17 protein-coding genes are annotated in these 14213 nt (G+C 71.7%); 9 read left to right on the forward strand and 8 right to left on the reverse strand.

The window, feature by feature from the left end; all coding sequences use genetic code 11:
- Positions 1-2 precede the first annotated feature (2 nt).
- The gene (locus K2224_RS06730) at positions 3-734 is read left to right on the forward strand and encodes a TetR/AcrR family transcriptional regulator (protein WP_260692356.1); all 732 of its coding nucleotides are present in this window, start codon (positions 3-5) and stop codon (positions 732-734) included.
- Positions 735-770: 36 nt separating this feature from the next.
- Here K2224_RS06730 and K2224_RS06735 read toward each other — a convergent pair whose 3' ends face one another.
- Together K2224_RS06735 and K2224_RS06740 are read right to left on the reverse strand one after the other, a co-directional pair.
- Entirely contained in the window at positions 771-1223 is a 453-nt protein-coding gene (locus K2224_RS06735; RefSeq protein ID WP_221905711.1) for a GNAT family N-acetyltransferase, read from the reverse strand.
- Between the two features lie 90 nt (positions 1224-1313).
- Positions 1314-1796, reverse strand: coding sequence for a MarR family winged helix-turn-helix transcriptional regulator (locus tag K2224_RS06740; RefSeq protein ID WP_221905712.1), 483 nt, complete (start codon positions 1794-1796; stop codon positions 1314-1316).
- 136 nt (positions 1797-1932) lie between these two features.
- On the opposite strand from K2224_RS06740, the gene K2224_RS06745 reads away from it, so the two are divergent.
- On the forward strand, positions 1933-3153 hold the full coding sequence (locus K2224_RS06745) for an MFS transporter (RefSeq protein WP_221905713.1): 1221 nt from the start codon (positions 1933-1935) through the stop codon (positions 3151-3153).
- 58 nt (positions 3154-3211) lie between these two features.
- Here the strand turns inward: K2224_RS06745 and K2224_RS06750 are convergent, their stop codons facing one another.
- Complete coding sequence (locus K2224_RS06750; RefSeq protein WP_221905714.1) at positions 3212-3742, reverse strand: DUF2269 domain-containing protein; 531 nt, start codon at positions 3740-3742, stop codon at positions 3212-3214.
- A 126-nt stretch (positions 3743-3868) separates the two neighbouring features.
- On the opposite strand from K2224_RS06750, the gene K2224_RS06755 reads away from it, so the two are divergent.
- From K2224_RS06755 to K2224_RS06765, 3 genes are all read left to right on the forward strand, one after another.
- Positions 3869-4504, forward strand: coding sequence for an HAD family phosphatase (locus K2224_RS06755; RefSeq protein ID WP_221905715.1), 636 nt, complete (start codon positions 3869-3871; stop codon positions 4502-4504).
- A gap of 457 nt (positions 4505-4961) precedes the next feature.
- On the forward strand, positions 4962-6869 hold the full coding sequence (locus K2224_RS06760; RefSeq protein WP_221905716.1) for a globin domain-containing protein: 1908 nt from the start codon (positions 4962-4964) through the stop codon (positions 6867-6869).
- 94 nt (positions 6870-6963) lie between these two features.
- Positions 6964-7797, forward strand: coding sequence for a pyridoxamine 5'-phosphate oxidase family protein (locus tag K2224_RS06765; RefSeq protein ID WP_221909470.1), 834 nt, complete (start codon positions 6964-6966; stop codon positions 7795-7797).
- 11 nt (positions 7798-7808) lie between these two features.
- Here K2224_RS06765 and K2224_RS06770 read toward each other — a convergent pair whose 3' ends face one another.
- The 5 genes from K2224_RS06770 to K2224_RS06790 form a co-directional block, all read right to left on the reverse strand.
- On the reverse strand, positions 7809-8288 hold the full coding sequence (locus tag K2224_RS06770; RefSeq protein ID WP_221905717.1) for an NUDIX domain-containing protein: 480 nt from the start codon (positions 8286-8288) through the stop codon (positions 7809-7811).
- A 54-nt stretch (positions 8289-8342) separates the two neighbouring features.
- Entirely contained in the window at positions 8343-9239 is an 897-nt protein-coding gene (locus tag K2224_RS06775) for a LysR family transcriptional regulator (protein WP_221905718.1), read from the reverse strand.
- 254 nt (positions 9240-9493) lie between these two features.
- Positions 9494-10618, reverse strand: a complete 1125-nt coding sequence (locus K2224_RS06780; protein WP_221905719.1) for a cystathionine gamma-lyase — start codon at positions 10616-10618, stop codon at positions 9494-9496.
- Positions 10615-11181, reverse strand: a complete 567-nt coding sequence (locus K2224_RS06785; RefSeq protein ID WP_221905720.1) for a low molecular weight protein-tyrosine-phosphatase — start codon at positions 11179-11181, stop codon at positions 10615-10617. Before K2224_RS06785 ends, K2224_RS06780 begins: the two co-directional genes overlap by 4 nt.
- 3 nt (positions 11182-11184) lie before the next feature.
- Positions 11185-11562, reverse strand: coding sequence for a phage holin family protein (locus K2224_RS06790; protein ID WP_221905721.1), 378 nt, complete (start codon positions 11560-11562; stop codon positions 11185-11187).
- Between the two features lie 48 nt (positions 11563-11610).
- Here K2224_RS06790 and K2224_RS06795 point away from each other — a divergent pair, with 48 nt between their 5' ends.
- The 4 genes from K2224_RS06795 (at position 11611) to K2224_RS06810 (ending at position 14109) form a co-directional block, all read left to right on the forward strand.
- Entirely contained in the window at positions 11611-11928 is a 318-nt protein-coding gene (locus K2224_RS06795; RefSeq protein ID WP_221905722.1) for a cupin domain-containing protein, read from the forward strand.
- 199 nt (positions 11929-12127) lie between these two features.
- Positions 12128-12355: a DUF5326 family protein gene (locus K2224_RS06800; protein ID WP_221905723.1), complete on the forward strand. Its 228-nt coding sequence runs from the start codon at positions 12128-12130 to the stop codon at positions 12353-12355.
- A gap of 450 nt (positions 12356-12805) precedes the next feature.
- Positions 12806-13582: an IclR family transcriptional regulator gene (locus K2224_RS06805; RefSeq protein ID WP_221905724.1), complete on the forward strand. Its 777-nt coding sequence runs from the start codon at positions 12806-12808 to the stop codon at positions 13580-13582.
- Between the two features lie 104 nt (positions 13583-13686).
- Entirely contained in the window at positions 13687-14109 is a 423-nt protein-coding gene (locus K2224_RS06810; RefSeq protein WP_221905725.1) for an SsgA family sporulation/cell division regulator, read from the forward strand.
- Positions 14110-14213 lie beyond the last annotated feature (104 nt).

Below are 14213 nucleotides of genomic sequence, written 5' to 3' on the forward strand. Positions count from 1 at the left end.
TGGTGCTCCAGGCAGCCCGATCCGCCTTCGAGGAACGGGGGTTGGGGGTACCGCTCGATGAGATCGCCCGGCGCGCGGGCGTCGGTGCGGGGACCGTCTACCGCCATTTCCCGTCCAAGGAAGCCTTGTTCAGGGAGGCGGTCCGGGAGCGGTTGCGGCTGCTGGCCGACACGGCGGGGGACTTGGCCGAGGCGGACGATCCCGGTGGGGTGTTCTTCCGCTTCCTGGCGTCGGTGGTGCGGCTGGCCGCCCCGAACCGGGGTCTGTGCGAGGCGCTGGAGGCGGCCGGGGAGAGCGGCCGGACACCGGCGGACGGTGAGCCGGCCGGCCCTGACCTGGAGTTTCTGGTGGCCCTCGGGGTCCTGCTGGCCAGGGCCCAACAGGCGGGAGCGGTAAGGACGGACGTCGATCTGGACGATGTCCGCACGCTGCTGACCGGGTGTCTGGTGATGGAGCGCCGGCGGTCGGTCGGGCGGGTCGCCGCAGCGGCGGACGCCGGGCCCGGAGCCGTACCGGTGGGCCGGATGTCGACGCTGATGCTCGACGGGCTCCGCGCCGACCGGGCCGTGACGAAACTGCCGGTCGAGGCGCCGGTTCGTAACGAAACCCGGTGCCGGGTGTGCGGTGCGGCGCTCGCGGCGGCGCGCACCGGGCGGCCCGCGCGGTACTGCGGCGGGGCCTGCCGGCAGAAGGCCCACCGGGCACGCCGTACCGCTCCCCCGGACCGCCGCTGACCGCGGCCGCCGCTCCACGGCGAGCAGTCCGGCCTGTCAGAGCAGGCGCTTGAAGCCCAGGTGGGACGCCTCGAAGCCGAGGCGCTCGTAGAAGCGGTGCGCGTCGACGCGGGTGACGTCGGAGGTGAGCTGGACGAGCCCGCAGCCGAGCCGCCGGGACTCCGCGACCGCCCACTCGATCAGCTCGGCGCCCAGGCCGGCGCCGCGCTCGTCGGCCTGGACCCGTACCGCTTCGATGATCGAGCGGGTGGCGCCGCGCCGGGAGAGGCCGGGGACCACGGTGAGCTGGAGCGTGCCGACCACGCGGCCGTCCCGTGTGGCGACGGTCAGATGCTGGTGGGGATCGGCGTCCAGGACGGCGAACGCGGCGCGGTAGGGCGCCAGGTCGTCGGGGGATTCGCGGGTGGCGCCCAGGGGGTCGTCGGCCAGCATCGCGACGATGGCGGGAAGGTCGGCCTCGGTGGCGCGCCGTATCTCAAGATCGCTCATGGGCCGGACCCTATGCCCGGTTTCCGGGCCGGCCCAGGGGTATCGGGCAGTCTGTCCGACCGCCCGAGGGGATTGTGGCGGTCCGTCCCGTTACGCGGAGGCGCCCAGCGTCTCGACCGCCGTCACCAGCGGTGCCAGTTCGGGTCGCTGCGCGGCGTCCTGGAGTGCCTCGCGCAGCGCGGTGTCGTGGGTGGGCCGGGCCTCTTCGAGGAGGCGCAGGCCGTCGGGCGTGACGTCGGTGTAGATGCCGCGCCGGTCGTCGGGGCACAGGTAGCGGGCGAGCAGCCCGCGCTCCTCCAGCCGGGTCACCAGGCGGGTGGTGGCGCTCTGGCTGAGCACGACCGAGTCGGCGACCTGGTGCATCCGGAGATGGCCGCCCGGCCCGTCGTGCTGCTCGCTGAGCACGTTGATGACGGAGAACTCCCGGACGCTGAGGCCGTGCCGGGCCTGGAGGGCGCGCTCGATGTGCGACTCGATGCGGCCGTGCAGCGCGGACAGGGCGCACCAGCCCTGGGCGAGGCCGCCGGGAGCCGCCTCCTGCGTCGTGGCCGTCTCCCGCGTGCGCTGCGTCATCGCAGACCTCCTCATGCGTCGTGGGACCAGGATAGGGCACATCCGAAATAGCCCGCGCTTGCAAGTAAAGAGCGTCTGCAATTATTGTGGACGCCGGTTAAGGACGGATGCAAGAAATCAACGGGAAGGATCCGCCATGCCTCTCGCTCTCCTGGCGCTCGCCATCGGGGCCTTCGGAATCGGGACGACCGAGTTCGCGGTCATGGGCCTGCTGCCCGACATGGCGGCCGACTTCGGCGTCTCCATTCCGCTCGCCGGCTACGCCACCACCGTCTACGCCCTCGGCGTGGTGGTCGGCGCGCCCCTGATGACGGTGCTCGGCACCCGCTTCACCCGGAAGCAGATGCTGATGCTGCTGATGGGCCTGTTCATCGTGGGCAATCTGCTCACCGGTCTGGCGCCCACCTTCGGGCTGGTGCTCGCCGGCCGGGTGGTCGCGGCGTTCACGCACGGCGCGTTCTTCGGCATCGGCTCGCTGGTGGCCGCCGACCTCGTGGCCCCGGAGAAGCGGGCCGGCGCGATCTCGCTGATGTTCAGCGGCCTGACCGTGGCCACCGTCGTGGGCGTACCGGGCGGCACCCTGCTCAGCCAGCAGTTCGGCTGGCGTACCACCTTCTACGCGATCGTCGCGCTCGGCGTGCTGGGGCTGCTCGGCGTCGTCAAGCTGGTCCCGGCGCAGCGGGCCAAGGCGGCCGCCCGGATCGGCAGCGAGCTGGCGGTGTTCCGCAATCCGCAGGTCGGTCTGGCGATGCTGATGACCGTCCTCGGCTTCGGCGGGGTCTTCGCGGCCGTCACCTACCTCGCCTCGATGATGACCGAGGTCACCGGCTTCGCGTCGTCCTCCGTCATCTGGCTGACCGCGGTCTTCGGCCTCGGGATGGTCGGCGGGAACCTGTTCTCCGGACGCTTCACCGACCGCGCCATGATGCCGATGCTGTACGCGTCCCTCACCGGGCTGGCGGTGGTGCTGGCGGCGTTCACCTACACCGCGCACCACAAGATCGCGGCGATCGTCACCATCGGGCTGATCGGCTTCTTCGGCTTCGCGACCGTGCCGCCGCTGCAGAAGCGGGTGCTCGACCACGCGGCCGCCGCGCCCACGCTGGCCTCGGCCGGCAACATCGCGGCCTTCAACTTCGGCAACGCGCTGGCCGCTTGGCTCGGCGGCCTGGTGATCTCGGCCGGGATGGGCCTGACCGCGCCGAACTGGGTGGGCGCGCTGATGACCGTGGCGGCGCTGGGCGTTGCGGTGCTGGCCTCCTTCCTGGAGCGCCGGCGGCCGGGCCGTGGCCAGGTGGTGGCCGCCGGCGGTCCGGTCGTGGCGACCGAAACGCATGTTCCGGCGGCTCGGAGCTGAGCGTTCCGGATGTCCGCCCCCGGTGGGCCGCACGTGGCCGGCCCGCCACCGGGACCCCTCAGGACGGGGCGCCCGCCCGCTCCCGTCCCCCGGCCGACCGTGCCCCCCGCGGTCGGCCGCCGCGGCGGGTCCGCCCCCAGGGCTTGAGGACGGAGAGCGCGGTGAGGAAGAGGTAGAGCGCGGAGGAGACCGCCGGTGCGGCGAGGAGGCCGGGATCGGATGCCGGGCGGCCGGTGGCGGCCGCCGCGGCGAGTCCGGCGACACCGGGACGGAGCGCGCACACCGTCAGGGCCACGGCCGCGAGGGTCAGCCAGAACTTGGTGACGATCCAACGGTGACGGGCCAGCCCCCAGTGGGTACCGAGGGAGAGCACGACACCGCTGGCCAGTGAGGCCAGCGCCACCGGCAGCACCAGGAAGTCCGTGAGGACCCGCATCGCCCGGTAGGCGCCCGCTGCGGCCGCCGCCGAACGGGCGGTGAAGCCGGTGATTCCCAGGGCCAGGAGTCCGGTGCTGAGCCCCAGCCAGCCGACGGACACGGCGACATGGGCGACGAGGAGGGCCCGGCGGACGGGCCGGCTGAGCGGCATCCCTCCACGGTGGCGGGCGGAGCGCCGCGCGCCATCTGGCGACGGGAGTATCCGCGCGTACGCGACGGCGAGTACGGCCCACCGACCCGGCCCGCCCGTACAGCGGGCACGCCCTAGGCTCACCCCATGAGCAAGCTGCATCTGTTCGACATGGACGGAACCCTGCTCCACGGCTCCGCGGCCGCCGTCGAGATCTCCCGGCAGCTGGGGCTGGACCGGGAGATCGCGGAGCTGGAGCGGGCGTTCGCCGCCGGGGCGCTGACCCCGGCGGGCTTCGCACAGCAAGCCTGCGCGCTGTGGGCCGCGGACCTGACCGAGGCTCAGGTGGCGGCGGCCTTCGAGAGCGCGCCCTGGCTGACCGGTATTCGGGAGGTATGGGCCGATATCCGAGCCCGCGGCGAACGGTGTGCGGTGATTTCCCTTTCGCCGGGATTCTTCGTCGAACGGCTGCTGGAGTGGGGCGTCGACACCGCGCACGGTTCCCGGTGGCCCGCGGTGCCCATCCGGGAGCCGCTGGAACCGGCCGGCATCCTCTCGTCGTCGGCGAAGGTACGGATCACGGACGCGCTCTGTACGCGGTACGGGCTGACCTGGGACGACTGCGTGGCGTACGGCGACTCGATGTCGGACTCCGAACTCTTCGCGGTGGTACCGGAGTCGGTGGCGGTGAATGCGGATCACCATGTCAGCGGGCTGGCCACATACGCGTATTCAGGGCGTGATCTGCGTGAGGCATACGAACTGGTGCGTACCGGCGAGTAATTCGGTGGACCAGCTGTTTTCCGCGGTGGATTCGTCCGCTGTGCGCCCGGAATTTGCCGTCTGTGGGAAGGGTCACGGTTATTGGCGGGAGCGCGCCGAGTGTTCCATGATCGGGGCTTGTGGTTTCAACTACTCCCGGTAAGGTCGAGTCCGGCTTGGCGGGGAGAGGGACTCCGCGGGCGCGCGGACAGCTGGGGCGAAGCTCGGCAGCTTAGCGGGAAGCGGCCCCGGGCGCCCGGACTTCCGGCATTTTGTCCGGTGCGGTGGGGCGGGTGGCATGCTGACGGAACGGCATCTGCGCCATCTGCCATAAGGAAGTGAGAGGTGTCCGCTTTAAGGGATGTTGCCGGGATCGCTTGCGTCGATTAAGAATCCCGGGCAGGGCGGGGGAATTCCGGGCAGTTCCGGTCGACGGAACGCCACAGGTAACCGAAAGACGTTCGAGGCGAGGCAGACCATGGACGCTCCGACCACCACGTCGGCCGATGGCGGCTCTTCTGGCGGCAGCAGTGGCGAGTGGGGTTGGTTCACTCCGCCCGCGAAGAAATCGTCCGGAGATCAGCAGGACCGGAACGACGGCCGGGACGGGCCCCGGGCGCCGCAGGGTGAGCGTGACGAATCGGGCGGGCACGCCGAAACGGAACGGATACCCAGCCGCCCCGTCAACCAGATACGCCCGGTGGGGACGGCCGCCGAACGGGAGCGCGAGCAGGAGCCGCGGCGGGTACCGCGGCAGGGCGCGCAGCCGGGGCAGGAGGAGTGGGAGGCGGCCGGTCGGTCCGGCGCCGGCGCCGGCGGGCGGCCGGCGCCCGCCGCTCCGTATGGGACCGCCCCCCGGGCCGGGACCGAGCCGGAACCGGTCCACGAGCCGGCCGCGCGGACCCCGTTCGACCCCTTCGACCTCTCCGTCCCGCCCGCCCCGGGCGCCGACCCCGCCCCTTCGGCTCCGTCCGCCTCCGCCGCTCCCCACGGCCCGACCGTCCCGTCCGGCCCGTCTGTTCCTCCTGCCTCAGCGGCCCACGGGGTACCGCCGTCTCCTGTCCGTCCTTTCGTCCCCGCTGCCTCCCCCACACCGCCCGCACCACCCAGACGGCCCGCACCTCCGGCAGACATGGCACCCCCCGCGCCGTCGGCAGCCACAGCCCCACCCGCCCCGCCTGCCCAGCCCGCCCCGGCGGCCTCGCTCGCCGCGCTGGCGGCATCCGGCCCGCCCGAGGCGGCGGCCTCTCCCGACGCGGTGCTCATCCGCCGCACCATGGCCGAGGTCGAGCCCGTGGCCGACCAGGTAACCTCGTACTTCTACGCGCTGCTGTTCGTCCAGCACCCCGATCTGCGGGCGCTGTTCCCCGCCTCGATGGACGTCCAGCGCGACCGGCTGTTCAAGGCGCTGCTCACCGCCGCCCAGCACGTCGACAACTCCGAGGTGCTCGGCCAGTACCTCTCCCAACTCGGCCTTGGACACCGGAAGTACGGCACCCAGCCGGACCACTACCCGGCGGTCGGCGAGTGCCTGATGAGCGCGCTGGCCCGTTATGCCCCGTCCAGTTGGAGCAGGGAAACCGAGGACGCGTGGGTGCGCGCGTACACCCGGATCTCGCAGATCATGATCGACGCGGCGGCGGAGAACGAGGCCGTCGCCCCGGCCTGGTGGCAGGTCGAGGTCGTCACGCACGAGCTGCGCACCCCGGACACCGCGGTGGTGACGGTCCGCCCCGACCAGCCGTACCCGTTCCGCGCCGGCCAGTACACCAGCCTGGAGACCCCGTGGTGGCCGCGGGTCTGGCGGCACTACTCCTTCGCCTCCGCCCCCCGCTCCGACGGTCTGCTCTCCTTCCACGTGAAGGCGGTCCCGGCCGGCTGGGTCTCCAACGCGCTGGTGCACCGCGCCCGGCCCGGCGACGAGCTGCGGCTCGGCGCGCCGGCCGGGTCGATGACCGTCGACCACTCCGCCGGCAGCGACCTGCTGTGCGTCGGCGGCGGCACCGGCATCGCGCCCATCAAGGCGCTGGTCGAGGACATCGCGGACCACGGCGCCCGGCGCCAGGTGGACGTCTTCTACGGGGCCCGCAGCGACCACGACCTGTACGACATCGACACCATGCTGCGGCTGGAGCAGACCCATCCCTGGCTCACCGTCCGCCCGGTCGTCGCCGTCGGGCCGGGCGTCCGGGGCGGGCCCGGCACTGTGACCGGTCAACTCCCCGACGCGGTCCGGAAGTACGGCCCGTACCGGGAACACGACGCATACCTCTCGGGTCCGCCGGGTCTCATCCGCAGCGGCGTGGAGGCACTGATGGGAGTCGGTGTCCCGGCCGAGCGGATACGGCACGACTCCATCGAAGAGCTGGTATCGACGGGAGATTGAAGTCTTGGCAGCAGAAGGCGAATACGGCCTGACGGGGGAGGGACTGGGCCTGCACCTGCCGGCGGAGCGGCCCGGGAGCGACGGTGAGCACCTGGTGCAGCGGAGACTCGGGACGACCGGGCGCGCCGACCGTTTCTACGCGGACCAGGTCCTGGACCATCTCAATGTGCGGATGCAGGAGTTCGTCGCCCGACAGGAGATGTTCTTCCTGGCCACGGCGGACCGGCACGGCGAGTGCGACTCCACCTTCCGCGCCGGGCCGACCGGGTTCGTGCAGGTGCTGGGCGACCGGCTGCTGGCGTACCCGGAGTACCGCGGCAACGGCGTCATGGCGTCCGTCGGCAACCTCTCCGAGAACCCCCGGCTGGGCATCCTCATGATCGACTTCACCCGCGACCGGATCGGGCTGCACATCAACGGCCGGGCCCGGGTGGTGCTGGACGAGGAGATGCGGGCCTATTACCCGGGCCTGCCGGTGGATCCGGTCCCCGGGCGGCGGGCCCAGTTGTGGGTGGCGGTCGAGGTCGAGGAGGCGTACGTCCACTGCTCCAAGCACATCCCGCATCTGCAGAAGGTGCCGGCGAACGAGCGCGGCGCCCGGGCCTGGGGCAGCGACGACTTCAAGCGCAAGGGCGGCGACTTCTTCGGGGCGGCCGCCGAGGCGGCGCAGCGGCAGCCCTTCCGGCGCCCCCGGCACACCAACGAGCATCTGCGCGGCGGGCTGCACGAGGACACGCCGGAACACGGCTACGGGGCCGAGCCGGCGCCGGTGCCCGGTCAGCGGAACCGCGCGGGGGACACCGTGGCCGCGGAGCTCAACGGGGAGTTCCTCGACCGGGTCGAGCGGGTGCTGGCGCGTGCCCGGCCGCGCGGCCCCGCCGAGGACGCCCCGGAGTTCCGCGGCTGGTTCGACCGGCGCGACGGCTGACGCCGGGGCGTTCAGCCCAGGTCGGGGGCGTGCATCGCGCGCACGCCCTCGATGTTGCCGTCCAGGTAGTGCCGCAGGGACAGCGGGACGACCTCGACCGAGGCGATCCCGACCCGGGTGAAGGGCACCCGCACGATCTCGTACTCGCCGCACGGCTCCTCGACCTCGGGGCCGTGCCGGCGGGACGGATCCATCGAGTCCAGCCGGCAGACGAAGAAGTGCTGCACCTTGACGCCGTCCACCCCGCCGTCGGTGATGTGCTCGACGGTGTCGACGAAGACCGGCAACACATCGGTGATCTTGGCGCCCAGCTCCTCGTCCAACTCGCGGTGGAGGGCCTCGATGACCGTGGCGTCCGCAGGCTCCACGCCGCCGCCCGGAGTGATCCAGTACGGGGCCCGGCCCGGCTTGGTGCGCTTGATCAGGACGAGATCCTCTCCGTCGAGCAGGATCGCGCGGGCGGTGCGTTTGACGACTGGCCGTACGGTCATGGTGGACAGATCCCGCAGTCACGGCCTGGTGAAACCCCTGTCCCAGGGCTCACGTCACCAGCCCGCCGCGGTGCGCAGCAGCCACTCGTGGGCCCGTGCGATGTGCGGCAGCCCCAGCGTCCCGGTCCGCACGGCCAGGAAGTAGGTGCGCAGCGGGGGCACCGGCGGATCGAGCAGGGCGACGACCGCGCCGCGCTCCAACGCTTCGGTGCACAGGTAGCGGGGCAGCACGGCCAGTCCCGCGCCCGCCGTGACGCAGGACAGCACCGCCCGCAGATCGCCGGTGACGACCGTGGCGGAGGCGGCGGGCTTGGCGTCGAAGACGGCGGCCCAGTAGCGGGCGATCAACGGCAGGCTCTCGTGGACCTCGACCAGCGGGACCGGGTCGAGGACCCGGACCCCGCGGTCCTGGAGGGTGCCGGGGCCGCCCAGCCGGGCCAGCCAGTGGGGCGCGGCGACCAGTACGTGTTCCTCGTCGCACAGCGGGGTGGCGGTGAGCAGCCCGCCGCGCGGCCGGGTGGTGGTGACGGTCAGGTCGTGGTGGCCGGCGGCCAGGCCGTTCAGCAACTCGTCGGCGTCGCCGAAGGCGGTGCGTATGGTCAGGCCCTGGGTGATCAGCGGGCTCAGCGCGGGTAAGGCGCGCTCGGCGGTGAACTCCGGGGGGCCGCCGAGATGGAGCGTGCGGGTCGGGGAGTCCTGGTCCAGGCCGGCCTCGGTGATCTCGGTGAGGGCGTCGAGATGGGGTGCGACCTTGTGGGCGAGCTCGTCGCCGAAGGTGGTGGCGGTGACGCCGCGGGCGCAGCGGACGAAGAGGGGGCGGCCCAACCGGCGTTCCAGCGTGCGTATCTGGCTGGTCACCGCGGGCTGGGAGAGCCCGAGCAGCGCCGCGGCCCGGGTGAACGATCCGGCCCGGTGGACCGTGACGAAGGTACGCAGCAGCGCCAGATCCATTGCGTACCTCCTGCGGCCCCTCGGAAGCCTGGTCGCGGGCCAACTATAAATTTGTCGATAGGGCTGTGTCGCTAGCGTGATTGGACACTGACGCTGAGTCAACTAGCCTTGTTGAAGCGGTTCGTTTCACGTGAAACATCCGGTCTGTGAAACATCCGGACCGGGCTCACGGGAACCGCCGGCCGGCAGGGTGACGAGGGGGGATACCCTGCCGGCCGTTTCCGCGCCGTGGAGACGTCGCACACGGCCGGGATCTAGGGCTTCGCCGCGTCCAGCGCGCGCAGGACATCGGCGATCAGATCCGCCGGCTCCTCGACGCCGACGGAGAAGCGGATGAAGCCCTCCGGCACGTCGTCGCCGCCCCAGCGGGCGCGCCGCTCGGCGGTGGACCGCACGCCGCCGAAGCTGGTGGCGTCGTCCACCAACGTCAGCGCGGCCAGGAACCGCTCCGCGTACGCCTTGTCCGGGAGGACGAAGGACACCACACAGCCGAAGCGGCCGGGGCGCATCTGCCGGACGGCGAGCGCATGCGACGGGTCCGACGGCAGGCCGGGATGGCGCAGCCCGGTCACCTCGGGGCGCTCGGCCAGCGCGGTGGCCAGCGCCAGTGCCCCCTCCGCCTGCTGGCGGACGCGCAGTGCCAGGGTGGCCAGCGAACGGTGGGCGAGCCAGCTCTCCATGGGGCCGGGGATCGCGCCGACCGTCTTGCGCCACAGCCGGACGCCGTCGGCCAGCACCGCGTCCCGGGTGGTGGCGTAGCCCAGCAGGACATCGCCGTGGCCGGTCAGCGCCTTGGTGCCGCTGGCGACCGAGAAGTCCGCGCCCAGGTCCAGCGGGCGCTGGCCGAGCGGGGTGGCGAGGGTGTTGTCCACGGCGACCAGCGCACCCCGGGCATGTGCCGCGTCGGCCAGCCGCCGGATGTCGCAGACGTCGAGGCCCGGGTTGGAGGGCGACTCGATCCACAGCATCCGGGCGCCGTCGAGGACGCCCGACTGGGCGTCGCGGGCCGTGGGCGCCGCGCGGACCTCGATGCCGTAGCTCTCCAGCCGGGTGCGGACGGCGGGCAGCAGCTGATAGCCGTCGTTCGGCAGCACCACCGCGTCGCCGGCGCGCAGTTGGGAGAAGAGCACGGCGGAGATGGCCGCCATCCCGGAGGCGAAGGCGACGGTGTGCGCGGGCTCGTCCGGTGACTCCAGCTCGCCGATGGCGGCTTCCAGCCGGGTCCAGGTGGGGTTGGTGTCGCGGCCGTAGGTGTACGGGCCGGTGGCCTCGCCGGGGAGGTGGTAGTGGGCGGCGAAGACCGGTCCGGGGAGGGCCGGTTCGTGGGCTTCCGGTTCCGGCAGCCCGGCCCGCACCGCACGGGTGCCATCGCCGGTCATGCGCTCTCCTTGTGGTGGGGGCGGTGCAGGCCCGGCCGGGGTTCGGCGGGGCCGGGCGCGTCGGAGGTGACCTCGGCGCGGACCGCTTCCAGGAGGCCGTCGCAGGCCGCCTCGATCATCTCCAGGCATTCCTCGAAGCCGGCGAATCCGCCGTAGTACGGGTCCGGGACATCGAGCCCGGTGGGGTCCGCGGCCGGTCCGGTGGCGCAGTTGTACGCGCGCAGCAGCCGGACCTTGGCGGCGTCCTCGGGCGTCGGGGCCAGCCGGCGGAGTTCGCGCAGATGGCCCGCGTCGAGCGCGACGACCAGGTCGCGGCGGGCGAACCAGGAGGCGCGGAACTGGCGGGCGGTGTGCGTGGTCGGGTAGCCGCCGGCGCGCAGGACGGCGACGGTGCGGGGGTCGGCTCCGTCGCCCTCGTGCCAGCCGCCGGTGCCGGCGCTGTCGATCTCGACCAGGGCGTCGAGTCCGTCCTCGGCGATCCGGGCGCGGAAGACGGACTCGGCCATCGGCGACCGGCATATGTTGCCGGTGCAGACGAAGCAGACGCGGTAGCGGGCGGTCAAGCGTCAGTCCTTGTCGGGAAGGACCATGTGCATCGCCCAGGAGACGATGGAGATGATCACGCCGCCGACCACTGCCGTCCAGAAGCCGTCCACATGGAAGGCGAGGTCGGCTTTGCCGGCGAGCCAGGAGGTCAGTAGCAGCATCAGCGCGTTCACGACCAGCGTGATCAGGCCGAGGGTGAGGATGAACAGGGGGAACGAGAGCACCTTGACCACGGGCTTGACCAGGAAGTTCACCAGCCCGAAGATCAGCGCGACCAGGATCAGGGTGAGCACCTTGCGGCCGGTGTTCTCACCGGTGAGCGTGATGCCGTTGAGGAGCCAGATGGACACGGCCAGGGCCGCGGCATTGGCGAGCGTCTTGACCAGGAAATGCTTCATGGTGAGATCGTCGCAGACGACTGGTGACAGGTGAGAGGTGCGAACGGGATGAAGGCTTTCCGACTGGATGAACTGGAAGCGGAACGGGTCGCGAACGACGGCGCGTACCTGCAGTTCCTTCGCGAACGCACCATGTCGGTGGGGTTGTACGCGCTGGACGCCGGAAGCGCCGACCCGCAGCAGCCGCACCAGCAGGACGAGGTGTATCTGGTGGTGAGCGGCCGCGGGGCGATCACGGTGGGGACGGAGACGGAGTCGGTGGCCCGCGGCAGCGTGGTCTACGTGCCCGCCGGGGTGCCCCACAAGTTCCACCACATCAGCGAGGACCTCCGGGTCGTGGTGGTGTTCTCTCCGCCTGAGAGCTGAGGCCCGACCCCCGGAACCCGTAGGGGTCGGCTCAGGGGCGAGCCCGGGCTGTCGGGCCCCCGCGGCGGTCTTCGGCGGCCTAGCATCGTTGGTGTACAGGGGAACCGGAGACGCGGCGCGAGGGACGCGAGGCGCGGACGGTGCCACCGGAGCGGCAGAGACCGACAAGAGCGCGACAGACAGAAAGCAGGGCAGAGCAGTGGCTGGTAAGGGGATACTCGCAGGGCTTCCGTGGTGGGTCGTCTGGGTCGTGGTGCCCGTCATCCTGATCGTCGTCTTCGGCGGACTGATCGCCAGCGCGGTCGGCTTCCTGATCGGCCTGCTCTTCAAGGTGCTGATCGCGGCGGCCCTGATCGCCGGTGTCATCTATCTCGTGCGCAGGTTCACCGGTTCCGGCTCCTCGTCCTCGTCGAAGAGCGACTGGTAGGCCGAGTCTCCGACCGACCGGTACTGTCCGATCCGCACCGCCCGTAGACGCCCTGCCCCCGCCCGGGAGCAGGGCGTCCGGCGTTCCTCGCCCGGGTCGACACTCCCGTCGCGGGGAGTCGAACGGGGATCGGAAAGCGCCCCCGCCCGGGGTTTTCGCCCCGTCGGCGTCCGGGACGTTCCGGCTGTTCACCATGAGTGCGAACCTTGCTCCGTATCGTCATCGGGGGCAGGAGGGCGTCAAAGGGCCGATGGCTTCCGGGACTTCGGGCTTCCGTTCCGGACCACCCGGGTTACAGTGCCGAGCAGGCGTCTTCCGGATGTTGATGTTCCGGAAAGCAACGGTGATCGGACCGGGCGTCGGGTGGGACGTTCTGGGAGGCGCGCGGTCGCGGGAGCGGGTCCCGTGGCCGGAGCCGCGGGACCATGGCGCTCGGACCTGGGGGTTGCGTTGGCGATCGACAACGGCGAATCCGGCTCGCAGCCCACTCTGATCGGTTCCGTCCAGCGGGCCCTGCGGCTCCTGGAGGCGGTGGCCGCCCATGTCGACGGGGCGCCCGCCAAGCAACTGGCCCGGGAGGCCCGGCTTCCGCTTCCCACCGCCTACCACCTGCTGCGGACGCTGACCCACGAGGGCTATCTGCGCCGGGAGAACGGTGTCTTCGTGATCGGAGAGGGTGCCGAGTCGATCGGCCGGGCCGGGGCCCGGCGGCGGCAGCGCCGTCAGCTGGCCGACGTACTGGCCATGGCGGGGCGCGAACTGGGTGCGGCCGTCTACTTCGCCGTCTACCGCGAGGGCGAGGTCGAGGTGGTCGCGATAACCGACGACCCGGCCCGCCCGCCCGTCGAGGAATGGGCCGACTTCCGCTCCACCGCGCACGCCCACGCCATCGGCCAGTGCCTCCTGGCGCAGCTCGACGAGACTGCCCGCAGGGAACATCTCGCCCGTTATCCGGTGCAGTCGATGACTCCCTTCTCGGTGCGTTCCGAGGGAGATCTGCTCCATCGGCTGGCTACGGTGCGTCGCGGACAGGTCGCCTACGATCGTCAGGAATATGCCCTTGGCACGGTCTGTTCGGCGATCCCCATCCGGGTCGGGTCGGCCGCCGCCACGTTGGCGGTCTCTCTGCCAGCTGAGGAAGTGCATCGATTGCAGGCAGTTACGGCTCGACTACGGAAAATGGCGGAGGAGGTACTAACGACACTCGCCTTCTCTATCAGTATCTGAAAACTCACTCCTTGTGATCTGCCTGCCTGTGGCCGACGATGGCGTCAACAGGGCTTCCGGGGATGATTCCCGGCCATCTCCGATCAAGTGCGGGGCAGCGGTTGATGAACGACACGGTTCAGGCAGAAGTGATCATGAGCTTCCTCGTCTCGGAGGAGCTCGCCTTCCGGATTCCGGTGGAGCTGGACTTCGACAGCGCCGACCCCTACGCCGTCCGGCTCACCTTCGATCTTCCCGGCGATGCGCCCGTGACCTGGGTGTTCGGCCGTGAGCTGCTGCTGGACGGGCTGAGCAGGCCGGCCGGCGAGGGTGACGTCCGGGTCGAGCCGGCCTCCCCCGACCACCTCAGCGATGTCTACATCAGCCTCCAGGTCGGCCCCGAGCGGGCCCTGTTCCGCGCCAGTGCGCCGCCGCTGATCGCCTTCCTGGACCGCACCGACCGGATCGTTCCGCTGGGCAAGGAGGAGGTCTGCGACACCCTGGAGGCCGCGCTGGACCGGATCCTGACGGAGGCCCCGGCCGGCTGACCCCGCCGACCACCGACGATCGGTCACCGGCCCGATTCACCTCGCACCCGCTCCACCGGCGCCGTCCGCCGGCGCAGGTCGTCCCTGTCCTGCTGCCCCAACGC

This window comes from Streptomyces sp. BHT-5-2 (assembly GCF_019774615.1).
GTDB lineage: Bacteria > Actinomycetota > Actinomycetes > Streptomycetales > Streptomycetaceae > Streptomyces.

What these genes read in the sequence shown, in the direction of transcription:
- K2224_RS06735 (WP_221905711.1), bottom strand. Translation starts at nt 1,223, where the DNA reads ATGAGCGATCTTGAGATACGGCGCGCCACCGAGGCCGACCTTCCCGCC.
- K2224_RS06740 (WP_221905712.1), bottom strand. Translation starts at nt 1,796, where the DNA reads ATGACGCAGCGCACGCGGGAGACGGCCACGACGCAGGAGGCGGCTCCC.
- K2224_RS06745 (WP_221905713.1), top strand. Translation starts at nt 1,933, where the DNA reads ATGCCTCTCGCTCTCCTGGCGCTCGCCATCGGGGCCTTCGGAATCGGG.
- K2224_RS06750 (WP_221905714.1), bottom strand. Translation starts at nt 3,742, where the DNA reads ATGCCGCTCAGCCGGCCCGTCCGCCGGGCCCTCCTCGTCGCCCATGTC.
- K2224_RS06755 (WP_221905715.1), top strand. Translation starts at nt 3,869, where the DNA reads ATGAGCAAGCTGCATCTGTTCGACATGGACGGAACCCTGCTCCACGGC.
- K2224_RS06760 (WP_221905716.1), top strand. Translation starts at nt 4,962, where the DNA reads ATGGACGCTCCGACCACCACGTCGGCCGATGGCGGCTCTTCTGGCGGC.
- K2224_RS06770 (WP_221905717.1), bottom strand. Translation starts at nt 8,288, where the DNA reads ATGACCGTACGGCCAGTCGTCAAACGCACCGCCCGCGCGATCCTGCTC.
- K2224_RS06775 (WP_221905718.1), bottom strand. Translation starts at nt 9,239, where the DNA reads ATGGATCTGGCGCTGCTGCGTACCTTCGTCACGGTCCACCGGGCCGGA.
- K2224_RS06780 (WP_221905719.1), bottom strand. Translation starts at nt 10,618, where the DNA reads ATGACCGGCGATGGCACCCGTGCGGTGCGGGCCGGGCTGCCGGAACCG.
- K2224_RS06790 (WP_221905721.1), bottom strand. Translation starts at nt 11,562, where the DNA reads ATGAAGCATTTCCTGGTCAAGACGCTCGCCAATGCCGCGGCCCTGGCC.
- K2224_RS06795 (WP_221905722.1), top strand. Translation starts at nt 11,611, where the DNA reads ATGAAGGCTTTCCGACTGGATGAACTGGAAGCGGAACGGGTCGCGAAC.
- K2224_RS06810 (WP_221905725.1), top strand. Translation starts at nt 13,687, where the DNA reads ATGAACGACACGGTTCAGGCAGAAGTGATCATGAGCTTCCTCGTCTCG.